The organism is Acidisoma sp. S159 (assembly GCF_009766125.1).
Lineage (GTDB): Bacteria > Pseudomonadota > Alphaproteobacteria > Acetobacterales > Acetobacteraceae > Acidisoma.
The window spans coordinates 148677-166526 of the sequence record NZ_LMUG01000043.1; the positions used below are offsets into that span (position 1 = coordinate 148677).

The window sequence follows — 17850 nt, forward strand, 5'->3', positions numbered from 1 at the left end:
CGAAGGCGGCCCGACAGCGGCCTTCGTCGTTTAAAGCCCGGCGAGAGACTCAGGAAGAACCTGGCCGCCATCGACAATCAGGGTCTGACCCGTGACGTAGCCGGCCTCGTCGCTCGCGAAGAACAGCGCTGCGTTGGCAATATCCTTCACTGTTCCAAGGTGCTTGAGCGGGATTGAGGCCGCCATATTCGCTATATACTCGACGCCCATGGCTTCCATCCCCTCGGTCATGATGTTGCCCGGCATCACCGCGTTGACCGTGATGCCGAACGGCGCAAGCTCAATCGCGGCCGTGCGCATAAAGCCGAGTTGACCGGCTTTGCTCGCTCCGTAATGCGACCAGCCGGAATAACCTGTGACGGGTCCGGTGATCGAGGATGTCAGAACGATCCGCCCCTTCGCCTTGGCTTTCAAGGCGGGGAGGCAAGCCGAAACGGAAAGGAAGGTGCTCCGCAAATTCGCGTTGATGACAGTGTCGAAATCCGCGGCCGTCATGACATCGAGAGTGGCGGACGGAAATATGCCGGCATTTGCACAGAGGATATCGACGCCGCCAAAGTGCTCCATGGCAGCCGCCGCCATCGCAGCGGCGCCGCCTTCGGTAGAGAGATCTGCCGCGAGAGTTTCTGCAGTACCGCCCACGCTGCTGATCTCCGCAGCTACCCGCTCTATCTCAGCCGCGGTGCGTGAGACGAGAAGGATGCGGCAGCCGACGATGCCAAACCGTAACGCAATGCCGCGTCCGATGCCGCGCCCGGCTCCGGTAACGATGACGGATCGACCGCTCAGCGGAGCGAACATGGCGGTTTTCCTTTATCCGGTGACACTCAAGAATACCGTGACAGCAGTTTCTCCGCCATCGTCAAAGCGCCTGCCGTATAGCCAGCGCCGAGTTCCTGCGCGATCGGCACCTCGGAATGTGATGCAATCCAGGCGACTAGAAGAAAACGGCGTATGGCGATGAAAATCGGCAGTTCGTCGGCATCCTCTTGCGAAAGCGGCGCGACGGAACGGTAACCGTCCACCCAGACCTCGCGCAGCTCGTCCACGATGGGTTCATGCTCAAAGAAGCTGACGGCAGCCGCGAAGTCATACAGCCGCCAGGATAGGCCGCAATCATCGAAGTCGATCACGCGCAGGTGCGGTTCATCGACGATGAGGTTTGCGAGCCGCAGATCCGCATGGATGAGACCGAAGCGTTCGGGTGAGCGGCCGAACCGCTCCAGCCGCGTGCGGATGAGCATCACGGCGCGGTCCATAAGGGTGGTTCCCGCCGCATCCAGCCCAACGCCGGCACGCCATGGACCCCAATAGGCTTGCGTCCCGAACATGCTGTCGAAGTCCCAGATCTTGCGTTGAAACCCCCCAGGCGGAATCCAACCGCGCGCGTGGCTGTGCATCCTTGCAGTCAGCGCACCAAGAGTGCGGAACCAACCGGGAAGATCGGCATCCGCGGCGGGCTCCCGACCGGGCGCGAACTCGAAGGCAACCGCACTGCGTGTCGGAAAGCCGAATAACGATGGCAGACTCTGCACGAAGGTTCCGTCTGCGCCACGCAGCGGCGCGGGCGTCTCCACGGCGCGTTCAGCCCGCAATGCCTCGATCCAATCGATCTCAGAGCGAATTTCCTGCGCCTTGTGATAGTCCAGCCTATGAACGCGCAGCACGACGGACCGGCCGGTGCCGGTGTCATCGATACGGTACGTGGCATTCTCTGAGATGTTGAGGAGGCCGATTTCTGCGTCGCTGGAAAGCGACCATGACGGCAAGGCAGCGCGAATTGCGAGGTCCAGGTCGGCAAGCACTTCCGGACCATATTGGACTGTCATCTGCCTCCGGTCACCGTCAGGGAACCGGGCGAAGTATGGTCGGCGGGCTTCTCCATTGTAAAGTCGGAGCGCGACGTCGTTCCTCGCAACAAAATGATGTAATTCACATCAAACTCGAAGACCGTCTAGCCAAAATCAATCCGCCATCATCGGAAAACGAAGAGAAATCTGGCAGATGATGCAGTGCTGGTGGTTTGAAGAGATAATTTGATTTACTTGATGACTGTTCTATGGTTCGATGCAATCGGCGACCGAGGCGCGATCTAGAAACGACAAAAGGGGAGGCCGATGAGGGCACCACAGCGCGCGGCTGTAGCCGACTGCGCGGATCGGCGCTGCGGCGGTCGCGCCGTTGAATGGATGCGCTCAAGTCGCAGCCAAGTTTCCAGTAGTCGCTATTCAAGCTCCGGTTACGACCAGCGGGTCGAAGAGCATGGTGCGTTCGGCACATTGCGAACAGAGAACGTTCCGCTGAACGATGCGGCGCATCAAGATTTCTGAGATGGAAGAGGTTTTAGGACTATGAAGATCGGAATCGTTTCGGATTCCCTCGCCAATCTGGACTTCGAGGGAATGCTCGATGCGGCCGCAGGGCTCGGCCTGAGCGGCGTCGAGGTCAATGCAGGCAACTGGTCTTCGGCGCCGCATCTGGACCTGGCAAAACTGCGCGGCGACGCAGGGGCGCGGAAGACGTTTTTGAGCGCCTTCGAGAGCCGCGGGCTAGAACTGATCGCGCTTAATGCCAACGGAAACCAGCTCCATCCCACTGATGGCGCTCGGCAGACCGCGACATTGTATGACACGGTGCGACTTGCCGGCCAGCTGGGCATCGGCAAGGTCTGCCTGATGTCCGGGCTCCCGGCTGGCGGGCCTGAGGACCGCACACCGAATTGGATCGTCTCCTCCTGGCCGCCCGAGACCGGCGCGATCTTGAAGTGGCAGTGGGAGGAGAAGCTACTTCCTTACTGGCACGATCTCGCAAAGGTCGCGAAGGAGAACGGCGTCAAGCTATGTGTTGAATTGCACGGCAACCAACTCGTCTACAACGTGCCGACGCTGCTGCGCTTGCGTGTAGAGGTCGGTCCGGTTGTGGGTGCGAACCTCGATCCGAGTCATCTCATGTGGATGGGCGCCGATCCGCATGCCGCCGTGGATGCGCTGGGAGAGGCGATCTTCCACGTGCATGCCAAGGATGTCTATCTCAACAAGGTGAAACAGGCGACGACCAGCCTGTTGGAAAACGGCTCCTTGACGGATATTCCGGCGCGGTCCTGGACGTACATCACTCTCGGCTACGGGCACGACGAATCCTGGTGGCGCGAGTTCTGCTATCGCCTCCGGATGGTCGGCTATGATGGCTGGCTTTCGATCGAGCATGAGGATGTGCTTCTTTCCCGTATGGAAGGGGCACGCCGTTCCGTACAACTCCTGAACGCGGTAGCGCCCACGGAAGTCTCCGATTTCATGTTACAGGCCGTCTGAAGGCGCGTTTCGGCGGAACTTGGGAGACCGAGGCGATGAGCGTTGCAGGAATGGTCATCGTGGGAGCGGGGGAGGCGGGGGCGCGCGCCGCGACCTCGCTGCGCGAGCGAGGGTTCACTGGGCCGGTCACGCTCATCGGAGAGGAGACTCATCTTCCTTACGAGCGGCCGCCGCTTTCCAAGCACGCGATGACATCGGAGGCGGAGCCAGAGGCCGCCTTCATCCTCGACGAGGCGCGGCTTGCAGCAAAAGGCATCGTGCATATCGCGGGCGCAGCGGTCATCGCGATCGATCGCGCTGCCCATGATGTCACCTTGGATGATGGCCGCAGCATTCCCTATGCCAAGCTGTTGCTGGCAACGGGTGCCCGCCCGCGACGGCTCACTGTTCCCGGTGCGGGCCCCGAAAATGTCCTCTACCTGCGTACTTTCGCGGATGCGCTTGCGATGCGTGCCCGGCTGGTGCCTGCCACCCGCCTTGTGGTGATCGGCGGCGGCTTCATTGGACTGGAGATCGCAGCAAGCGCCTTGGAGCGCGGATGCACGGTCACCGTCGTTGAGATGGCACCGCGCATTCTGGGCCGCGCGGTGCCAGCCGAAATCGCGGCCGTTGTCGCCGAGCGCCATGGTCGAGCCGGGATCGAGATCATCACCGGCATCGGCCTGACGCTCATCACGCGGGAGGGTAGCGTCGAGATTGTAACGCTCGCGAATGGTCGGCGGCTCGAATGCGACACCATAATCGCAGGCGTTGGCGCAATTCCGCAGACCACTCTTGCCGAAGCAGCTGGACTTGAGACGGAGAATGGCGTCCGGGTTGATGGCCGGCTTGTCACCACCGACCCTGATATCCTGGCGGCGGGCGATTGCTGTTCCTTTCCCCATCCGATCTACGATGGTCGCCGGATGCGGCTGGAGGCTTGGCGCAACGCGCAGGACCAGGGTGCGCATGCGGCAGGCTCCATGCTGGGAGGCACCGAGGAATACGACACGGTTCCATGGTTCTGGTCGGATCAGCATGACCAGACGCTGCAGATCGCCGGGATGCCCGATGAGGGCGAGATTACCGTGCTGCGCGACGTGGGTGGCGGCGGCCGGCTCTATTTCCACCTCAAGGCTGATGGCCGGCTTGTCGCGGCGAGCGGTGTCGGCCCGGTTTCCAAGGTCGCGCGCGACATCAGGTTGGCGGAGATGCTAATCCAGCGCCGTGCGCATTCTGACCCGGCCCAACTGGCGGATCCGGGCGTGAAGCTGAAATCGCTCCTCCCCTAAAGGCTGGGTGCAATCCGTCAAAGGTGAACCGGCAGGCTCATCGTTGGCCCGCCCGCGCGAAGTCGAAATTCTCGCGTCAACCAATCCACGAAGACCCTCAAACGCGGGGAGAGCTGGCGGCTGCGGGGGTAGAGCAACGTGACGGGGCTCGGCGGTGGTCGGAAATCCTCCAGGACCGCGACCAACTCGCCCAGCGCGAGGTGTCGCACGACGTGATAGCGCGGAACTTGTATCAGTCCGAGGCCAAGCTTCGCGGCGGCGACATAGGTCTCCGCACCTGCAACCGAGACTGTAGCGGGGAGCGCAACCTGGCGGAGCGCGCCGTCGAGCCTAAATTCCAGAGGAATTACGGCGCCTGTCACGGAGGAGACGAAGCCGACCATCGCATGCCCGCCGAGACCGTCTGGCGATCCAGGCGTGCCGCATCGGCTGAGGTACTCGGGGCTCGCCAGTGTCACCTCCTCAAGCAAGGCGATACGCCGACCGACCATGTCCGTATCCTGCGGCTCTCCAACGCGCAGCACGCAATCCACCCCCTCCCGCACTAAATCGACCAGACGGTCCCCTTCGCTCAGATAGAGCTGCAGGTCGGGGTATTCGGCGATAAACGCGGGCAGACCCGGCACGACGAAGTGGCGTGCCAGCGTGCCGTGGATATCGACGCGCAGCAGGCCGCGTGGCTTGGCATCCCGGAACCCCGCCTCTGCGTCTTCTAGATCGGCGAGCAGGATCAGACAGCGCTTGTAATAGGCTTCGCCGTCCAGAGTAGGGCTCACGTGGCGGGTGGTCCGTTGCAGAAGCCTTACGCGAAGGCGCGTCTCGAGCTGCTTGACGGCCTCGGTAACTGTTGACCGCGGCAGGCTGAGGTCTTCGGCCGCCCGTGTGAAGCTCTGTCGCTCCACGATGCGGATGAAGACCCGCATCGCCTCATACCGGTCCATGCGGCCCCTCATTGTTCGTCTTGCTGAATGGTGTAGCTCGAAATCGCCTGATTATCCGGCCAAGGCGTCGCGCTAATGCTTTCCACCCCTCGGACGGGGCGAAGAAACAGGGAGAGCGGCATGACCCAGCAGACAAATAAAGTAGCAATCGTGACCGGGGCGTCGCGTGGTATCGGCGCGGCCGTGGCCGAAAGGCTCGCTTGGGACGGCTTTACCGTGGTGGTGAACTATTCCGGCCAGGCCGCGCCCGCCGAGGCGGTGGTTCGCAAGATCGAAGAGGCAGGCGGCCGGGCTCTGGCAGCGCTTGCCGACGTCAGCGACCCCCAGGCCGTGCGCCGTTTGTTCGATACAGCGGAAACCGCACTCGGCGGAGCGGACATTTTGGTCAACAATGCCGGTATCATGACCCTGTCGAGCCTCGCGGATACCGAGGATGCAGCTTTCGATCGACAGATCGCCGTTAATTTAAAGGGAACCTTCAACACCCTGCGCGAGGCCGCCAAACGGTTGCGAAACGGCGGGCGCATCATCAATTTTTCTTCGAGCGTCGTCGGCCTGCTTCAGCCGACCTATGGAGTCTATGCCGCCACCAAGGCGGCCGTGGACGCGATGACGAGCATCCTGGCCAAGGAACTCCGCGGCCGGGACATCACGGTGAACGCGGTCGCTCCCGGCCCGACCGCCACCGACCTGTTTCTCCACGGAAAATCTCAGGAACTGGTCGATCGGCTGGCAAGGCTTGCGCCGCTGGAGCGACTGGGCGAGCCCACCGACATCGCGGCGGCCGTTTCCTTCCTCGCGGGTCCGGATGGTAGCTGGATCAATGGTCAAATCCTGCGCGCCAATGGTGGCATCATCTAATCGCGCTCCCCGTTGCTGGCGTTATCGCGAGCCAATCTCGTCGAGAGAGGCGGGACGGCCTTGCGGCCGGAGGCGACGCGCCCTATTAGAACGGCGTCAGCCTGTTGTTGATCAGGTCCGTAATTCGTCCGCTGCAAGCGTCGAACCCGGTTCCCCAGTCCTATCACCGAGGTCGGCCCGTCTGTGCGAGAGCGCATAGGCGGAATTTATCGCATGGAGTGGCACATGGCTAAGGGTACGGTTAAGTGGTTCAACGCGCAGAAGGGCTACGGCTTTATTCAGCCTGACGATGGTTCCAAGGACATCTTCGTTCATATCTCCGCGCTCGAGCGTGCGGGAATGGCGACTTTGTCGGATGGGCAGAAGCTGTCCTTCGACATTGAGCAGGGCCAGGGCGGGAAAAGCTCCGCCGTCAATCTTGTGACTAGCTAATACGCCTGAGACACGGGCTGAGAATGCGCGCCAGCGCGCATTCTCACGCTCGAGTTTGTTTCTATGATGAGACTCATCCCAATAAGCCGATCGACCCGCAGCAAGCATGTCCGCTCCTGAGGCCGTATCGGATGTGACGGCCGCCGATAACACTGCATGGCGGCTGATGGTGGCGCCATATCTGAAGCCTGACGCGCGCCGCGCGCTGGTTCAGTTGTTGACCACAGTTTTGCCCTTCCTTCTCGTCGTCGCCGGAATCCTAACAGCGCTCGATCACGGCATTCTGCTCGGGCTGCTGTTGTTCCCCCTTGGCGCGGTGCTGCTGGTGCGGTTGTTCATGTTCCAGCATGACTGTGGGCATGGCTCGTTCTTCTCATCGCGCTGGGCAAACGATCTCCTTGGCTGGATGCTCGGGGTGCTGACCTTGACGCCTTACACGGTCTGGCGGGGTAGCCATGCTGTGCATCACGCCAGCGCGGGAAACCTTGATCGGCGCGGCGTGGGCGATGTTTCGACCCTGACCGTCGTGGAATACGCGGCCCTGTCGGCGCGAGGGCGCTTGGCCTATCGGCTCTACCGTCATCCGCTGGTGATGTTCGGTATCGGGCCGGCCTGGCTCTTTCTCATTCGCCATCGTATTCCGAGCGGCGGCCCACGCCGCCATTGGCGGAACTGGCTCAGCGTCATGGGCACCAATGCCGCGATCGGCGCTGTGCTGGGCACCTTGGCGCTTACTTTAGGACCGATTCCGGCGGTGCTCGGATGTTTGCCGGTCCTACTGCTGGCCGCCACGATAGGCGTTTGGCTCTTCTATATCCAGCATCAGTTCGAAGACGCCTATTGGGAGCGTCGCCCAAACTGGGATTTTCGGGCCGCCGCCCTGCAGGGTGCGTCCTTTTATGACCTTCCGCCGGCGCTGCATTGGATCACCGGCAATATCGGCTTCCATCACATCCATCATCTATCCAGCCGCATTCCGAATTACCGGCTCCGCGAGTGTCACGAGGCGAATCCTGAATTCCATTCGGTCCCCCGGTTGACGCTGCGTGACAGTCTGAAATGCGCGCGGCTGGCGCTTTGGGACGCGGAGCATCGGAAGATGCTGCCATTCCGGAGCCTGAGATCGAGTGCTCCCGCCGCGGATTAGCCTCCCCCGCGCCACGCGCCGATGCCTTCACTCAATGCGAGGTGTCAGCCAAAGGGTTGCTCCTCCAAGAACCGCCGGAGCGTGTTGAGCGTGATGCGGGAGACGTTGTTCTCATAGCCGTGGCTGGGAAGCGATCCGATCCAGGCAATGGATCCCGTTGCGAAGATCGCGCCGCCTGAGGGTGTTTCGGCGAAGGTGAGGTCGGCGCGCACGCGTTCGTTCTGGTCACCACCGAGATTCGGCTGGGTCGCGGTAAATTCCTCGTTGACGAGAAGCATCAGCGCCCCGTGCCCCTCGGAGGAAGCAAGACGCAGGATGTTTGGCGGGGAGCCCAGCAGTCGATTGATGCAGTCGAGCTCGATACCAGCAGCGCCGCCGCCGATCAGGCCGAAGTCGCCGATGATCTCATCTGGAACGCCATCGAAGATGAAGCTTACACGGGGGTTTTCCGCGTCCGGAGCACGTCGGTAGTAGGACGAGACGTTGAAGCCCTGAGCCACGAAACCGATGCCGGCCATCATATTCGGCGGGCGCCCGCACCGCCGCCAAAGGCCGCCATATTCGCCGTTGAAGGAATGATAATATTCGCCGGGGTCGGCTTCCCATGACCGGATGCCGTCCTCAGCCCGCCGTACCTCGATGACGCCCGGCAGATCATCATGGAAGGCAATGCGCCAGTACCAGCCATTGCCGCCCATATACATGAGGCGGCCACCGCGATCGAGCCAGGCCTTCATCGCGTCCCACATCTGGGTCGAATGATATTCGGGATGCGAGCCCGTCATTACCACGCGGTAGTCTTTCAGAAGTTCGTAGCCCTCATGGTGCAAATCCTCATCCGTGATGACGTCGTAATCGACGCCATGATGGGCAAGCCAGCCGAACAAATGCGTATCGGCATTATATTGATAGAGGCTGGAACCGTCACCGCCGAGCCAGGAGTGATAGCGCGGTGCGCAATTGATATTTGGACGAACCCGGCTGGAATAGCAGATACCCGACCCGTCGGCATGCTTGTCATAGAGGGAGTGGCCAAGCTCCGGATGGTCGTAGAGATAGACATCCTGATGCCCAAAATGCAGCAGCCGTCCCATCATTCGCTCGACGCCGCGCACCGTGATGTGCTCGCCGTGATTGGCATAGGCCATGTAGGAGGCCGTTGGCGCCAGGAACGCGAGTTTTGGCCTGTTCTTGCGGGCCGTGGCGGCACGAGGCGGGCGAATGAAAAAGGGGATGTAAGTTTCCCGCATTGCGTCGTGGGTGTTTTCGCCGCACCGCAGATGCAGCGCATAGGCGCCGCTGCGCGCATCCTCCGGCACGGACCAGGTGATGTCGGCCGGCCAGCCGGCGTCATAGAGGTCGTCCTCATGGAAATGGACGGCGCCATATTCGGCCGGGGCCGTCTGCCAGCTATGATGGGTCCCCGTCCAATGGGGTCCGCGCATGCCGCGTGCCGGCAGGTTCACAAGGACACCGGTCCGGCGAAGTGGGCTCCGATCGGTGACCCGGATTGTCCTGATGCCGTCCGAGAAGTCCCAGGCGCCGAGCGCGGTGGCGGCGAGCATCGGGGAGAGAGCGGCGACATCAGCGGCGGCAAGAGAGACCGCGTCATGGAAACCCTCGAACAGAGCCGGTCCGTCAATTTTGCCGTTGAAATGCTCGCCGACTGTGCCGTCAGCCATAGAGGCTCCGGCAAAAGTTAGACTGCCCGTCGTCACGCCGAGCACCGCGTTCAAGGCGCCTTCACGATACCCGCTATCGAAAACGCCAGCATCTGCTTGCAGCGCTTGCTGTGAGAGGTGGAAGCGGCCGACCACCAAATCTACTGCAAAAGAAATCACGTACCATTTGCGATCCAGCATTCTCGCATCGAGACTTTCCTCGACCACGCTGCCCATTCCATCGCCGATCGCGAGGCTGAGCCGACCTTCGCTGGCGGTGAGCTTGAAACCCGCGCCTCGTTCCGCATCCCAATGGGCCGCCACGACCTGAGAGTAGCGCGCGGTGAGTGTCGGCCATACCACCGCGCGAAAGCTGAAGGCAGCATAGGCGGCGAGGGGAGGGAAGCCTTCCACCAGCATGAAGGAGCCGGCATCCGCTCGCTTCACCGATCCCGGATAATGCCCATCGACCTCGCTTGGCAGATGAGGAAGGTCGAGGCCAGGGCCATTCGGGTTGCTATCGCCATTGAGCACGCGGACGAGACGTGCCTCATAGGCTTCGCCTTCCTCGAGCGAGATGTGAAAAGCGATCTTCTCTCCGGGCGCGACGCTGTAGCGATCGGGATAGCCTACGATCTTGAGCATGAGGCAGTCCTACGCGTTCTCGGGTGATTTGAGCGGCAGGTTGATGTCTTCGCCCGTGGCGGCGCGCCACCGGCGGCGAAAGATCTCCCATTCCGCCTCGTCGCGATTGGTGAAAATAGGGCTGTCCTCGAACACCAGCGGTTCCCGCCGGTCCGCCGGCATCTCCCCGATCTGCCATTCAGCGAATGGCTTGCGGCAAAAGAGCACGATCTGCCGTCCACTTGGATCGTAACGCAGCGTGTTGAGGACGCGCATGAGGCCGGGGCTATGGTTACCCACCGGATTGCGGCGAAACTCTTCGATGAAGACTCGATCTGAGTCAGGATCGATCTTGTATCTCATCTCGCCCTCCAGCTTGTGCGGAACGGAGAAGCCCGTAATACGCCGCCGTTGGGCCAGCCGTTCCAACGCGCCGATGCCTTCACATCACACCACAAAGCCGCGATCGCCCTCAAGTCCACCTGGCATTACGATCAGAAAAAAGCGACCGGCCGCAAGGGGGAGCCCGATCCATTCTGGATCGGCAGAGGCGCCGCGAAGAGGAAGCAGCTGCGTGGCAACTGCTCCAGCCGCGCCACGCATTCCAGGATAAGGATTCCCTGCGGTAGCCAGTGCCGGTCGTGGCCGGGTGCATCGCCCCATTTGTTGTCGACGCCAGCCATTTCGCAAGCGATGGTATCAGCACCGACGGCGCGCACACCACGTTCGCGAAACAGCTTCGCAACGTCCTCGTTCATACCGGGCTGATTGCGCGCATAGAAATGGGCGCGCGCATCGACGGCCCAGAAGCGCTTGAGCCAACCGAAATTCACCAATGCAATCTCGTCCTGATCAACGGGTGCGCCATGGCGGCTCTCATAATCGAGCACGTCCTGACAGGTGAGCAACTCACCCGGCTTCCAGTCGCGATCTGAGAAGTCGTAGACACGCGCGGTGGTGATGAGCCGATCGACCGGAATCGTCTCGATCGTCTCGTTCATGCGGTCCGCATGGATATGAGCGGGCGCATCGACATGGCAGCCGGTGTGCTCGGCGAGAGAAAGAGTCTGGCAGTAATAGCCGTCGCGCGCGTGAATGACCGTGGGATCGATCACCATATGAGGGTGGGTAGGAAATTTGGGCACGCCCCGTTCAAGCTTCGGCGCCAGATCCACACTACGCATCTGTCGGATCAGGCTGCCCAGGGCAGCAACGTGAGAATCGGTCATGAATTAGTGTCCTAATCTGTGCAATGCCTCGTCTTGGGCCGAAACCGGGAACTCGTGCGCCTTCCGCCTGCGCCATGAGCATGACTCGGTTGTGGCCTAATCCTAGGTAACGATACGCGGAAGCGTTGCAAACTAGGGCGGACCGCAGAAGGCGGGCGAGACTGACAAGATGGAAGGCGTGCCCGGTTCCATGTATACCCAAATTCGTCCCCGGCCTGAAAGTGCTCCCGTGGCCGAGGTCGAAGCCGCTCTCGATGACGCAGGATTTGCCTTTGCACCCGCCGCAACGATGCACCAGGCTCTCGGGGCAATCGATCCGGAAGAGTGGGAGGATTTTGCTCGGAGTTGGAACGACCTCGGCGACGATCGCTATATGGCGGATGGCGGGCGATACCGCCGCCGGCGATTTGCCGCGTTCAATGGCTCAGCTCAGGGTTTCGAGCGTAAGCCTCATCAGCCGCACTATCAAAGCCGCGAGTTCAATCCACTCAATGGCGGTAAAGACCGATGGTTTGAGCCAGTCACTGACGCGATCGCAACGCACAGGTTAACGCAGGACATTTTTCGCGCCAGCGAGGCGCTGTTTACTCGACTCACCCCCGCGCCCCTGAGACCCGAAGCCTGGCACGTTGAAATGCACCAATTTCGGGTTGAAGCGCATCCGGACAATGCCGGCCGTCCGACGCCCGAAGGACTTCATCGAGACGGCGTGGACTGGGCATTGGTCGTGTTATTGCGCCGTCAGAACTTGATCGGCGGCGAAACCGAGATCGTGGATTTGCAACGCTCTCTCGTGGGACGCTTCGCGCTCGAAAGGCCGTTGGATTCCGCTTGGTTCGATGACAGCCGCGTCTATCACGGGGTAACGGCTATTCTTCCGCTAGACCCGTTGCGTCACGCCTTTCGGGATGTGCTAATCATAACCTTTAGTCGCGTAGCGAGACATTCATGGCACGCCTGAGCGTCAACCTTAACAAGATCGCCCTGTTGCGGAATGCCCGCCGTACCGGTGTGCCCGATATTGGCCATTTCGCCAGACTGGCACATGCAGCAGGAGCGCACGGGCTGACGGTTCATCCTCGACCGGATGAACGCCATATCCGGCGAGACGATGTCTTTGCTCTTGCCGAGTTGATGCGCGGCTGGCGACCGGGCTTCGAGTTGAATATTGAGGGCTATCCGGACAAAGCGTTCCTCGACCTCGTCAGCGTCGTGCGGCCCGAGCAATGCACTCTGGTCCCCGATGCGCCGGGCGTCCTTACGTCCGAGGAAGGTTGGCGGTTGGATGAGACGCAGCTGCAAATCGTCCAGGAGGCCTCGAAAACACTGCGGTCCATCGGTTCGCGGGCTATCGTATTTGTAGATGCGGAGCCGTCGATAGCGCAGCGCGCGCGCGATGCCGGTGCGCATGGGATTGAAATCTACACCGGCCATTATTCCGCGGCATTTCGCGAGGGTCGTCCCGCCGATTGCTTGGCCGCGTGCGCGGCTGCGGCTGAAGAGGCGATCAAGCTGGGGCTAGTCGTTAATATCGGACATGATCTGAACCTTGAAAATCTACCCGCCCTCGTCGCTGCGGCGCCGCGGATCAGTGAGGCTTCAATAGGGCACGAACTCACAGTCGATGCCCTGCTCATGGGATGGACGGCGGCGATCACCGCCTATCGCGAAGCGCTGGAAATCAAGCATTGAGTAGGGCGGAAGGCCGAGGGGCTTTATCCTGGGCCCGACATAGCGTTCCCGGATTGGCGGTGCTCGGCCAGACATTTTCAGACACATGTTCGAGGTGGCGATAGCGGCGCCCTGCATTAGTCGTCGCTTTACCAAGAAGTGCCTTGATGGCAGTTTCCGGCCGGTCAATGATCGGCCGCGCAACCCAAGGCTGAGCTACTCCAATCGCCACAGGACGAAAAATGCCGCGGACATGGCCAAGCCTTACGATCGTCGCCGTGCTGGCGATTGCAGGCCCGACCTGCGCCTCCGCACACTCTCCCGGCCCGCGCGGCGCCCCCCCTCACTATGAGAAGACCTATTACATCCAGCCGTCACAGGTCGATCTCAACGATCTGCTCGCGCCTCCGCCCGCGCTCGGTTCACCCGAGGAAAAGGCCGACCTGAATTCCGTTATGCAAGCGCAGAAAGATCGCGATGCTGACGACGTGGTCGATGCCGAGGCCGACCATGAGCGTTCAGTCTTCCGCTTTACCGATGTCATGGGGCCCAGCTTCAAGACCGAGAAGCTGCCCTTCACGACCCAATTTTTCCTTCGCGTATTCTCCGACGAAGCCAAGGTCGTGACCGTGACCAAGGCTCACTTCGCCCGGCTCCGCCCCTTCATGGTGGATTCGAGCCTCATGCCGATCGTGTCTCCGAAAGCCACTCCTTCTTACCCCAGCGGCCACACGACCTTTGCCTATGTGACCGCTATCCTGCTGGCCAAAATGGTCCCGGAACATGCCGTAGAGATCTTCCGGCGCGCGGCGACCTATGGCCAGAACCGTGTCGTCGCTGGAGCGCATTTTCCGACCGATGTCGAAGCGGGCCGGATCGCTGGCACCGTCATCGATAGCGTTTTTCTTCATCAGCCAAGGTTCTTGACGGATTTCAGGATCGCCCGCGCGGAAACGCGCAAGGTCCTCGGCCTTCCTCCAATCATTGACGCCGGCGGACAGTAGCGGCCGTCGGACCAACAGACTCAGGCGGCCAGATTCTCGAGCCAGTCGGCGGCTCGCGCCTCGGCGCCTGAGGGCAGAGGCACTGTGGAATCAAGCAGCCAGTGGACGATATCCCGAGTCACCACCGCTCCAGCGAGGTCACGCTGTAGCAAGTGAAATCCGCCGGGATAAAAGGCAAACACCCGGTTTCGAGCATTTGTCTTTTGCTCGATTTTCCAGCAGGCCGCCATGGCCCGCTGCGGAACCAGTTGGTCCTTGCCGCCATAGAGGAACAGGGCCCGAGCGTTATTCCTGCCAGCTGCCTCCAAGGCCGAGTCCATCAAGTCGGCCAAGCCCTTCAGGCAATCGATCCGGGCCGAGCGTCGGGCGAGCCCAGGACCGGCCACGGCCCGCAACGCCGCCTCATTGTTGCTCGGCCGCAAGCCCAGAGCAGTTGCACTCAGTCGCATCCACGGCACCGTCTTATGCGCCAGCCAAAGCGACAACCGGTAGCCAACGGCCATTTCGCGCCGGCCCCAGACAGCGGGAGCGCTGAAAATATAACCATCGACCTTTAGTTGCTTGTGGGCCGCCGCGAGGACCATGAGCACGGCCGCTCCCATGCTCTCTCCGGCCAGGTAGAGACGAGCCCGCGGAAAACGCGCGCGGGTCTGGGCCATCATGGCGAGAGCGTCCTTCACCATGACTTCCGTGCCGTGCCACTTCTCGCGACCAGACGCCGCTCCGAATCCTCTCTGGTCCGGGGCGATCACCGCTATTCCGGCGTCCACGAATAAGCCCGACGGAATCTCCCAGGCATCGGCGCTGTCATTGATGCCGTGCAGGGCGAGCACCACGACGGCCGGTTCGCAGGGCGGTAGCCATTCACGATACGGCAGGAGGGCGCCATCCGGCATTACGAACACGCCGTCTGTCAGCCTGAGCGGTCTGGTGGCCGCGTGGCCGCGCACAAAAACACTGACCCGTCCGCGAAGAGCCTTGCCGGGAGACATCCAAGATCGCCGGCGCCTGAGCGCCGATCCATTTTGCCGGGAGACCAGATTCATGATGCCTACCGGCTACCATCGTGCTCTCCCCGTGCAAAGAGAAGTTACACGGAACTGTCACATGGCTGATCGTCCCTCGCCAGTTGACGGCTTCTCTTGACGAGCCGGAGCAAAAATCGGGCTACTTCGCAGGCACCCCACCTTCCCACGCCGGCCAATCGGCGATGATTGCCTCGACCAATGGATTCCCGGCCAAATAGAGGTTCTGGACAGCCGGCACGAACCCGCCCTGCCTCTGGTAGTCAAGGAGATTGTCAACGTCGCTCCCTCCGCTAGGCGGTCGGTCGAAATCCGAACCCGACCTCAGCACGGCAACCCTTTGATCGTCGGCGAGGTCCGCGGCGGTGGCGCGTTTGAGAATCTCAAATGCAGCGTTGTCCTCCTGCTGGGTCGTGCAGTAGTGGCCAAGACCGTTCGTCAGCAGCTTCGTCCATGCCTCGGCTCGATCGCCCAGATGCGTGCCGGACCACCAGGTGTCGCCCGACAGGGTATCGCACGCGATGACAGAGGGTGGCTGGTTACCTGGCGCCGGATAAGCCGCGCGAGCCTTCTGCGCTTCGGCGCTGTCAGAGAGCTTCACGGAACGCGAGAGAGCGAATGCGCGCTGTAGCAAAGCGCCGTTAAGCTCAAACACCTCCGTCCGGTAATCGAGCGGCGGCTTCCCCGCGGGGTTTTTCGTATTGATCCCGAGATAGCCGGACGGCCAGTTCTTGGGTTTCTCCCTTGCATCCAACTCCCACTGAAGTCCCCAATCCACGAGATAGCGCGCCCAGGCGGCAGATCCGAGCGTTCCGTCCTTCGGGTTGATGCCGGCGATGCCAGCGATCAGCCAATAGCTGTGACGAAGATCGAACTGCCTTGAATAGACCAGGGCTGCAAGCGAGGCCGCCACGTTGGCATGCCCCATGCCGGTTGTGAGTTGGCAGACACTATCCTGGCCGCAATGCACCGCTGGATAGTCCGGAGATAGGCCCGGAACCGTGATCGTTTGCTTTAAGTCGCGATGGCTGAGCCACACTTCGCCCTCCGGTCCGAACATCGAGATGATCATGACCTTGACGGGAATAGGGGCGGCTGCGGCGCTCCGCCCGGCTCCCGTCGCGATGGCGACCGCCGTCATGATGCACCCAAACCACAATTTCAGCCGCATATGAACTCCTCGAAAACATCGGCGCGGATCATGAAGGAGGGGTGGTACGCGAAGCAAGCGGCCGGGCCGCCTAACCTGATCGGGAGGCCGTGTGGCCCTCATTGGCCTGGACGGCGGCTGGCACAGTACGAATGGTTGCGGGCGGCGGCGTTGCCCGCCTAGTGAGGTCTGCTCGCTGTGACCTTTCCGTCTACTGTCGAATCAATTTGGGATCGCTTCATGACGGCTTCCACGCACGCGACCGAGACCCTGCTATTCTCGGTTCTGCTTCAGTTGATCGTAATGATCGGCGTTGCGCGGCTCTTCAACAACCTGGCGCGAAGCCTCGGTCAGCCTGGCGTCATCGGGGAGATCGTCGCCGGCCTGGCCTTGGGTCCGTCGCTGTTCGGCCACTTCTTTCCGCAGACGGCCATAGCCCTGTTCGGCAGTAAGGCGGGTGCCCCGATCACCATCATTAGTCAGATCGGACTGATCCTGCTGATGTTCCAGATTGGCACCGCATTCGACTTCGCGCATCTGCGCTCAGGCCGGTATCGCGCCGCAACGGCCGCGGTGGCCGCGGCCTCGGTCACAGCCCCCTTGCTCCTAGGCTTCGGCTTCGGCTTCTTATCTGCTGGGACATTGGCGCCGGGAATTAACCCCGTTGTCTATAGCCTGTTCTGTGGTGTCGCCGTCGCCATCACCGCAGTCCCGATCCTGGGTCGCATTCTGAGGGAGTTCGGCCTGACGCGAGATGCGATCGGCGTCATCGCGATTTCGGCCGCGGCGATCAACGATGTGGTCGGCTGGCTGCTGCTCGCTTGCATATCGGCTTACGCGACTTCGCGGCTATCAGGCGAATTCTTGCTTTGGAAAGCAATCGCCATTGTGGCCGGCATTGCCCTCTTCTGGTTCCTGTTGCGGCCGCTAGTGGATTGGCTGCTGCGGGTCTTTCCCGTGCGGAATGGCGCATTGGCGCCAAACCTGATGGCCTTCGTGCTTTGCGTCATGTTCGCGCTGGGCTTGTTCACGAATAGAATCGGCATCTTCACGATCTTCGGTGGCTTCGCGGCAGGCCTAATGTTCCACCGTCACACGGATTTCGTGGAGGCCTGGCAGCAGCAAGTTGGACAATTCGTTTTGGTGTTCTTCCTGCCAGTCTTCTTCACCTTTACCGGCTTGCGTACTAACGTGCTCGGCCTCTCTTCCGTCTCTGACCTCGGCTGGCTGGCGGTCGTCCTCGTGATTTCGATCCTCGGCAAAATTCTGCCGGTCTACGCGGCGGCCCGCATATCCGGACTGAGCCATTGGCAATCGACTTTGCTTGGTTCGCTGATGAATACGCGAGCGTTGATGGAACTCATCGTGCTCAATATCGGCTATGACCTTGGCTTTTTGCCGCAGAAAGTCTTCACCATGCTGGTGATCATGGCCGTCGTGACAACCGTCATGACGGGTCCACTGCTGCAGCGACTGCTCCCACGCATCGGTCACGTGGTCCTGGAGCGCGTGCCCAGCTAAGT

17 protein-coding genes are annotated in these 17850 nt (G+C 61.4%); 9 read left to right on the forward strand and 8 right to left on the reverse strand.

What is annotated here, in order from left to right; translation table 11 throughout:
- Positions 1-30 precede the first annotated feature (30 nt).
- Positions 31-801: a 3-oxoacyl-ACP reductase FabG gene (fabG, locus tag GSQ92_RS12570; RefSeq protein WP_158805387.1), complete on the reverse strand. Its 771-nt coding sequence runs from the start codon at positions 799-801 to the stop codon at positions 31-33.
- Positions 802-827: 26 nt separating this feature from the next.
- Positions 828-1829 (reverse strand): phosphotransferase enzyme family protein, encoded by a 1002-nt coding sequence (locus tag GSQ92_RS12575; RefSeq protein ID WP_158805388.1) that lies wholly within the window; start codon positions 1827-1829, stop codon positions 828-830.
- A gap of 522 nt (positions 1830-2351) precedes the next feature.
- Here GSQ92_RS12575 and GSQ92_RS12580 point away from each other — a divergent pair.
- Positions 2352-3311, forward strand: coding sequence for a sugar phosphate isomerase/epimerase (locus tag GSQ92_RS12580; RefSeq protein ID WP_158805389.1), 960 nt, complete (start codon positions 2352-2354; stop codon positions 3309-3311).
- 35 nt (positions 3312-3346) lie between these two features.
- Positions 3347-4582: an NAD(P)/FAD-dependent oxidoreductase gene (locus GSQ92_RS12585; protein ID WP_174246734.1), complete on the forward strand. Its 1236-nt coding sequence runs from the start codon at positions 3347-3349 to the stop codon at positions 4580-4582.
- Between the two features lie 17 nt (positions 4583-4599).
- On the opposite strand, the gene GSQ92_RS12590 is transcribed toward GSQ92_RS12585, so the two are convergent.
- Positions 4600-5523 carry a LysR family transcriptional regulator gene (locus GSQ92_RS12590; protein ID WP_158805390.1) on the reverse strand — a complete coding sequence of 308 codons (924 nt, stop codon included), beginning with the start codon at positions 5521-5523 and terminating at the stop codon, positions 4600-4602.
- A 120-nt stretch (positions 5524-5643) separates the two neighbouring features.
- Here GSQ92_RS12590 and GSQ92_RS12595 point away from each other — a divergent pair, with 120 nt between their 5' ends.
- From GSQ92_RS12595 to GSQ92_RS12605, 3 genes are all read left to right on the forward strand, one after another.
- The gene (locus GSQ92_RS12595; RefSeq protein WP_158805391.1) at positions 5644-6384 is read left to right on the forward strand and encodes an SDR family oxidoreductase; all 741 of its coding nucleotides are present in this window, start codon (positions 5644-5646) and stop codon (positions 6382-6384) included.
- A gap of 225 nt (positions 6385-6609) precedes the next feature.
- On the forward strand, positions 6610-6816 hold the full coding sequence (locus GSQ92_RS12600; RefSeq protein WP_158805392.1) for a cold-shock protein: 207 nt from the start codon (positions 6610-6612) through the stop codon (positions 6814-6816).
- A gap of 106 nt (positions 6817-6922) precedes the next feature.
- Positions 6923-7963: a fatty acid desaturase gene (locus GSQ92_RS12605; RefSeq protein ID WP_158805393.1), complete on the forward strand. Its 1041-nt coding sequence runs from the start codon at positions 6923-6925 to the stop codon at positions 7961-7963.
- A 44-nt stretch (positions 7964-8007) separates the two neighbouring features.
- Here GSQ92_RS12605 and GSQ92_RS12610 read toward each other — a convergent pair whose 3' ends face one another.
- From GSQ92_RS12610 to GSQ92_RS12620, 3 genes are all read right to left on the reverse strand, one after another.
- Positions 8008-10269 (reverse strand): N,N-dimethylformamidase beta subunit family domain-containing protein, encoded by a 2262-nt coding sequence (locus GSQ92_RS12610; RefSeq protein ID WP_158805394.1) that lies wholly within the window; start codon positions 10267-10269, stop codon positions 8008-8010.
- A 9-nt stretch (positions 10270-10278) separates the two neighbouring features.
- Entirely contained in the window at positions 10279-10611 is a 333-nt protein-coding gene (locus tag GSQ92_RS12615; protein ID WP_158805395.1) for a hypothetical protein, read from the reverse strand.
- 131 nt (positions 10612-10742) lie between these two features.
- Positions 10743-11477, reverse strand: a complete 735-nt coding sequence (locus GSQ92_RS12620; RefSeq protein ID WP_158805396.1) for a cyclase family protein — start codon at positions 11475-11477, stop codon at positions 10743-10745.
- Between the two features lie 190 nt (positions 11478-11667).
- Here GSQ92_RS12620 and GSQ92_RS12625 point away from each other — a divergent pair, with 190 nt between their 5' ends.
- The 3 genes from GSQ92_RS12625 (at position 11668) to GSQ92_RS12635 (ending at position 14152) form a co-directional block, all read left to right on the forward strand.
- The gene (locus GSQ92_RS12625; protein ID WP_158805397.1) at positions 11668-12438 is read left to right on the forward strand and encodes a 2OG-Fe dioxygenase family protein; all 771 of its coding nucleotides are present in this window, start codon (positions 11668-11670) and stop codon (positions 12436-12438) included.
- Positions 12426-13169 carry a pyridoxine 5'-phosphate synthase gene (locus GSQ92_RS12630; RefSeq protein ID WP_158805398.1) on the forward strand — a complete coding sequence of 248 codons (744 nt, stop codon included), beginning with the start codon at positions 12426-12428 and terminating at the stop codon, positions 13167-13169. Before GSQ92_RS12625 ends, GSQ92_RS12630 begins: the two co-directional genes overlap by 13 nt.
- A gap of 221 nt (positions 13170-13390) precedes the next feature.
- A complete protein-coding gene (locus GSQ92_RS12635) occupies positions 13391-14152 on the forward strand; it encodes a phosphatase PAP2 family protein (RefSeq protein ID WP_158805399.1) in 762 nt (253 codons plus the stop codon).
- 20 nt (positions 14153-14172) lie between these two features.
- Here the strand turns inward: GSQ92_RS12635 and GSQ92_RS12640 are convergent, their stop codons facing one another.
- Positions 14173-15144 carry an alpha/beta fold hydrolase gene (locus tag GSQ92_RS12640; protein WP_158805400.1) on the reverse strand — a complete coding sequence of 324 codons (972 nt, stop codon included), beginning with the start codon at positions 15142-15144 and terminating at the stop codon, positions 14173-14175.
- Positions 15145-15319: 175 nt separating this feature from the next.
- The gene (locus GSQ92_RS12645) at positions 15320-16348 is read right to left on the reverse strand and encodes a purine nucleoside permease (RefSeq protein WP_158805401.1); all 1029 of its coding nucleotides are present in this window, start codon (positions 16346-16348) and stop codon (positions 15320-15322) included.
- Positions 16349-16567: 219 nt separating this feature from the next.
- Between GSQ92_RS12645 and GSQ92_RS12650 the strand changes: the two genes are divergently transcribed.
- Positions 16568-17848 carry a cation:proton antiporter gene (locus GSQ92_RS12650; RefSeq protein WP_158805402.1) on the forward strand — a complete coding sequence of 427 codons (1281 nt, stop codon included), beginning with the start codon at positions 16568-16570 and terminating at the stop codon, positions 17846-17848.
- The last annotated feature ends 2 nt before the right edge of the window (positions 17849-17850 follow it).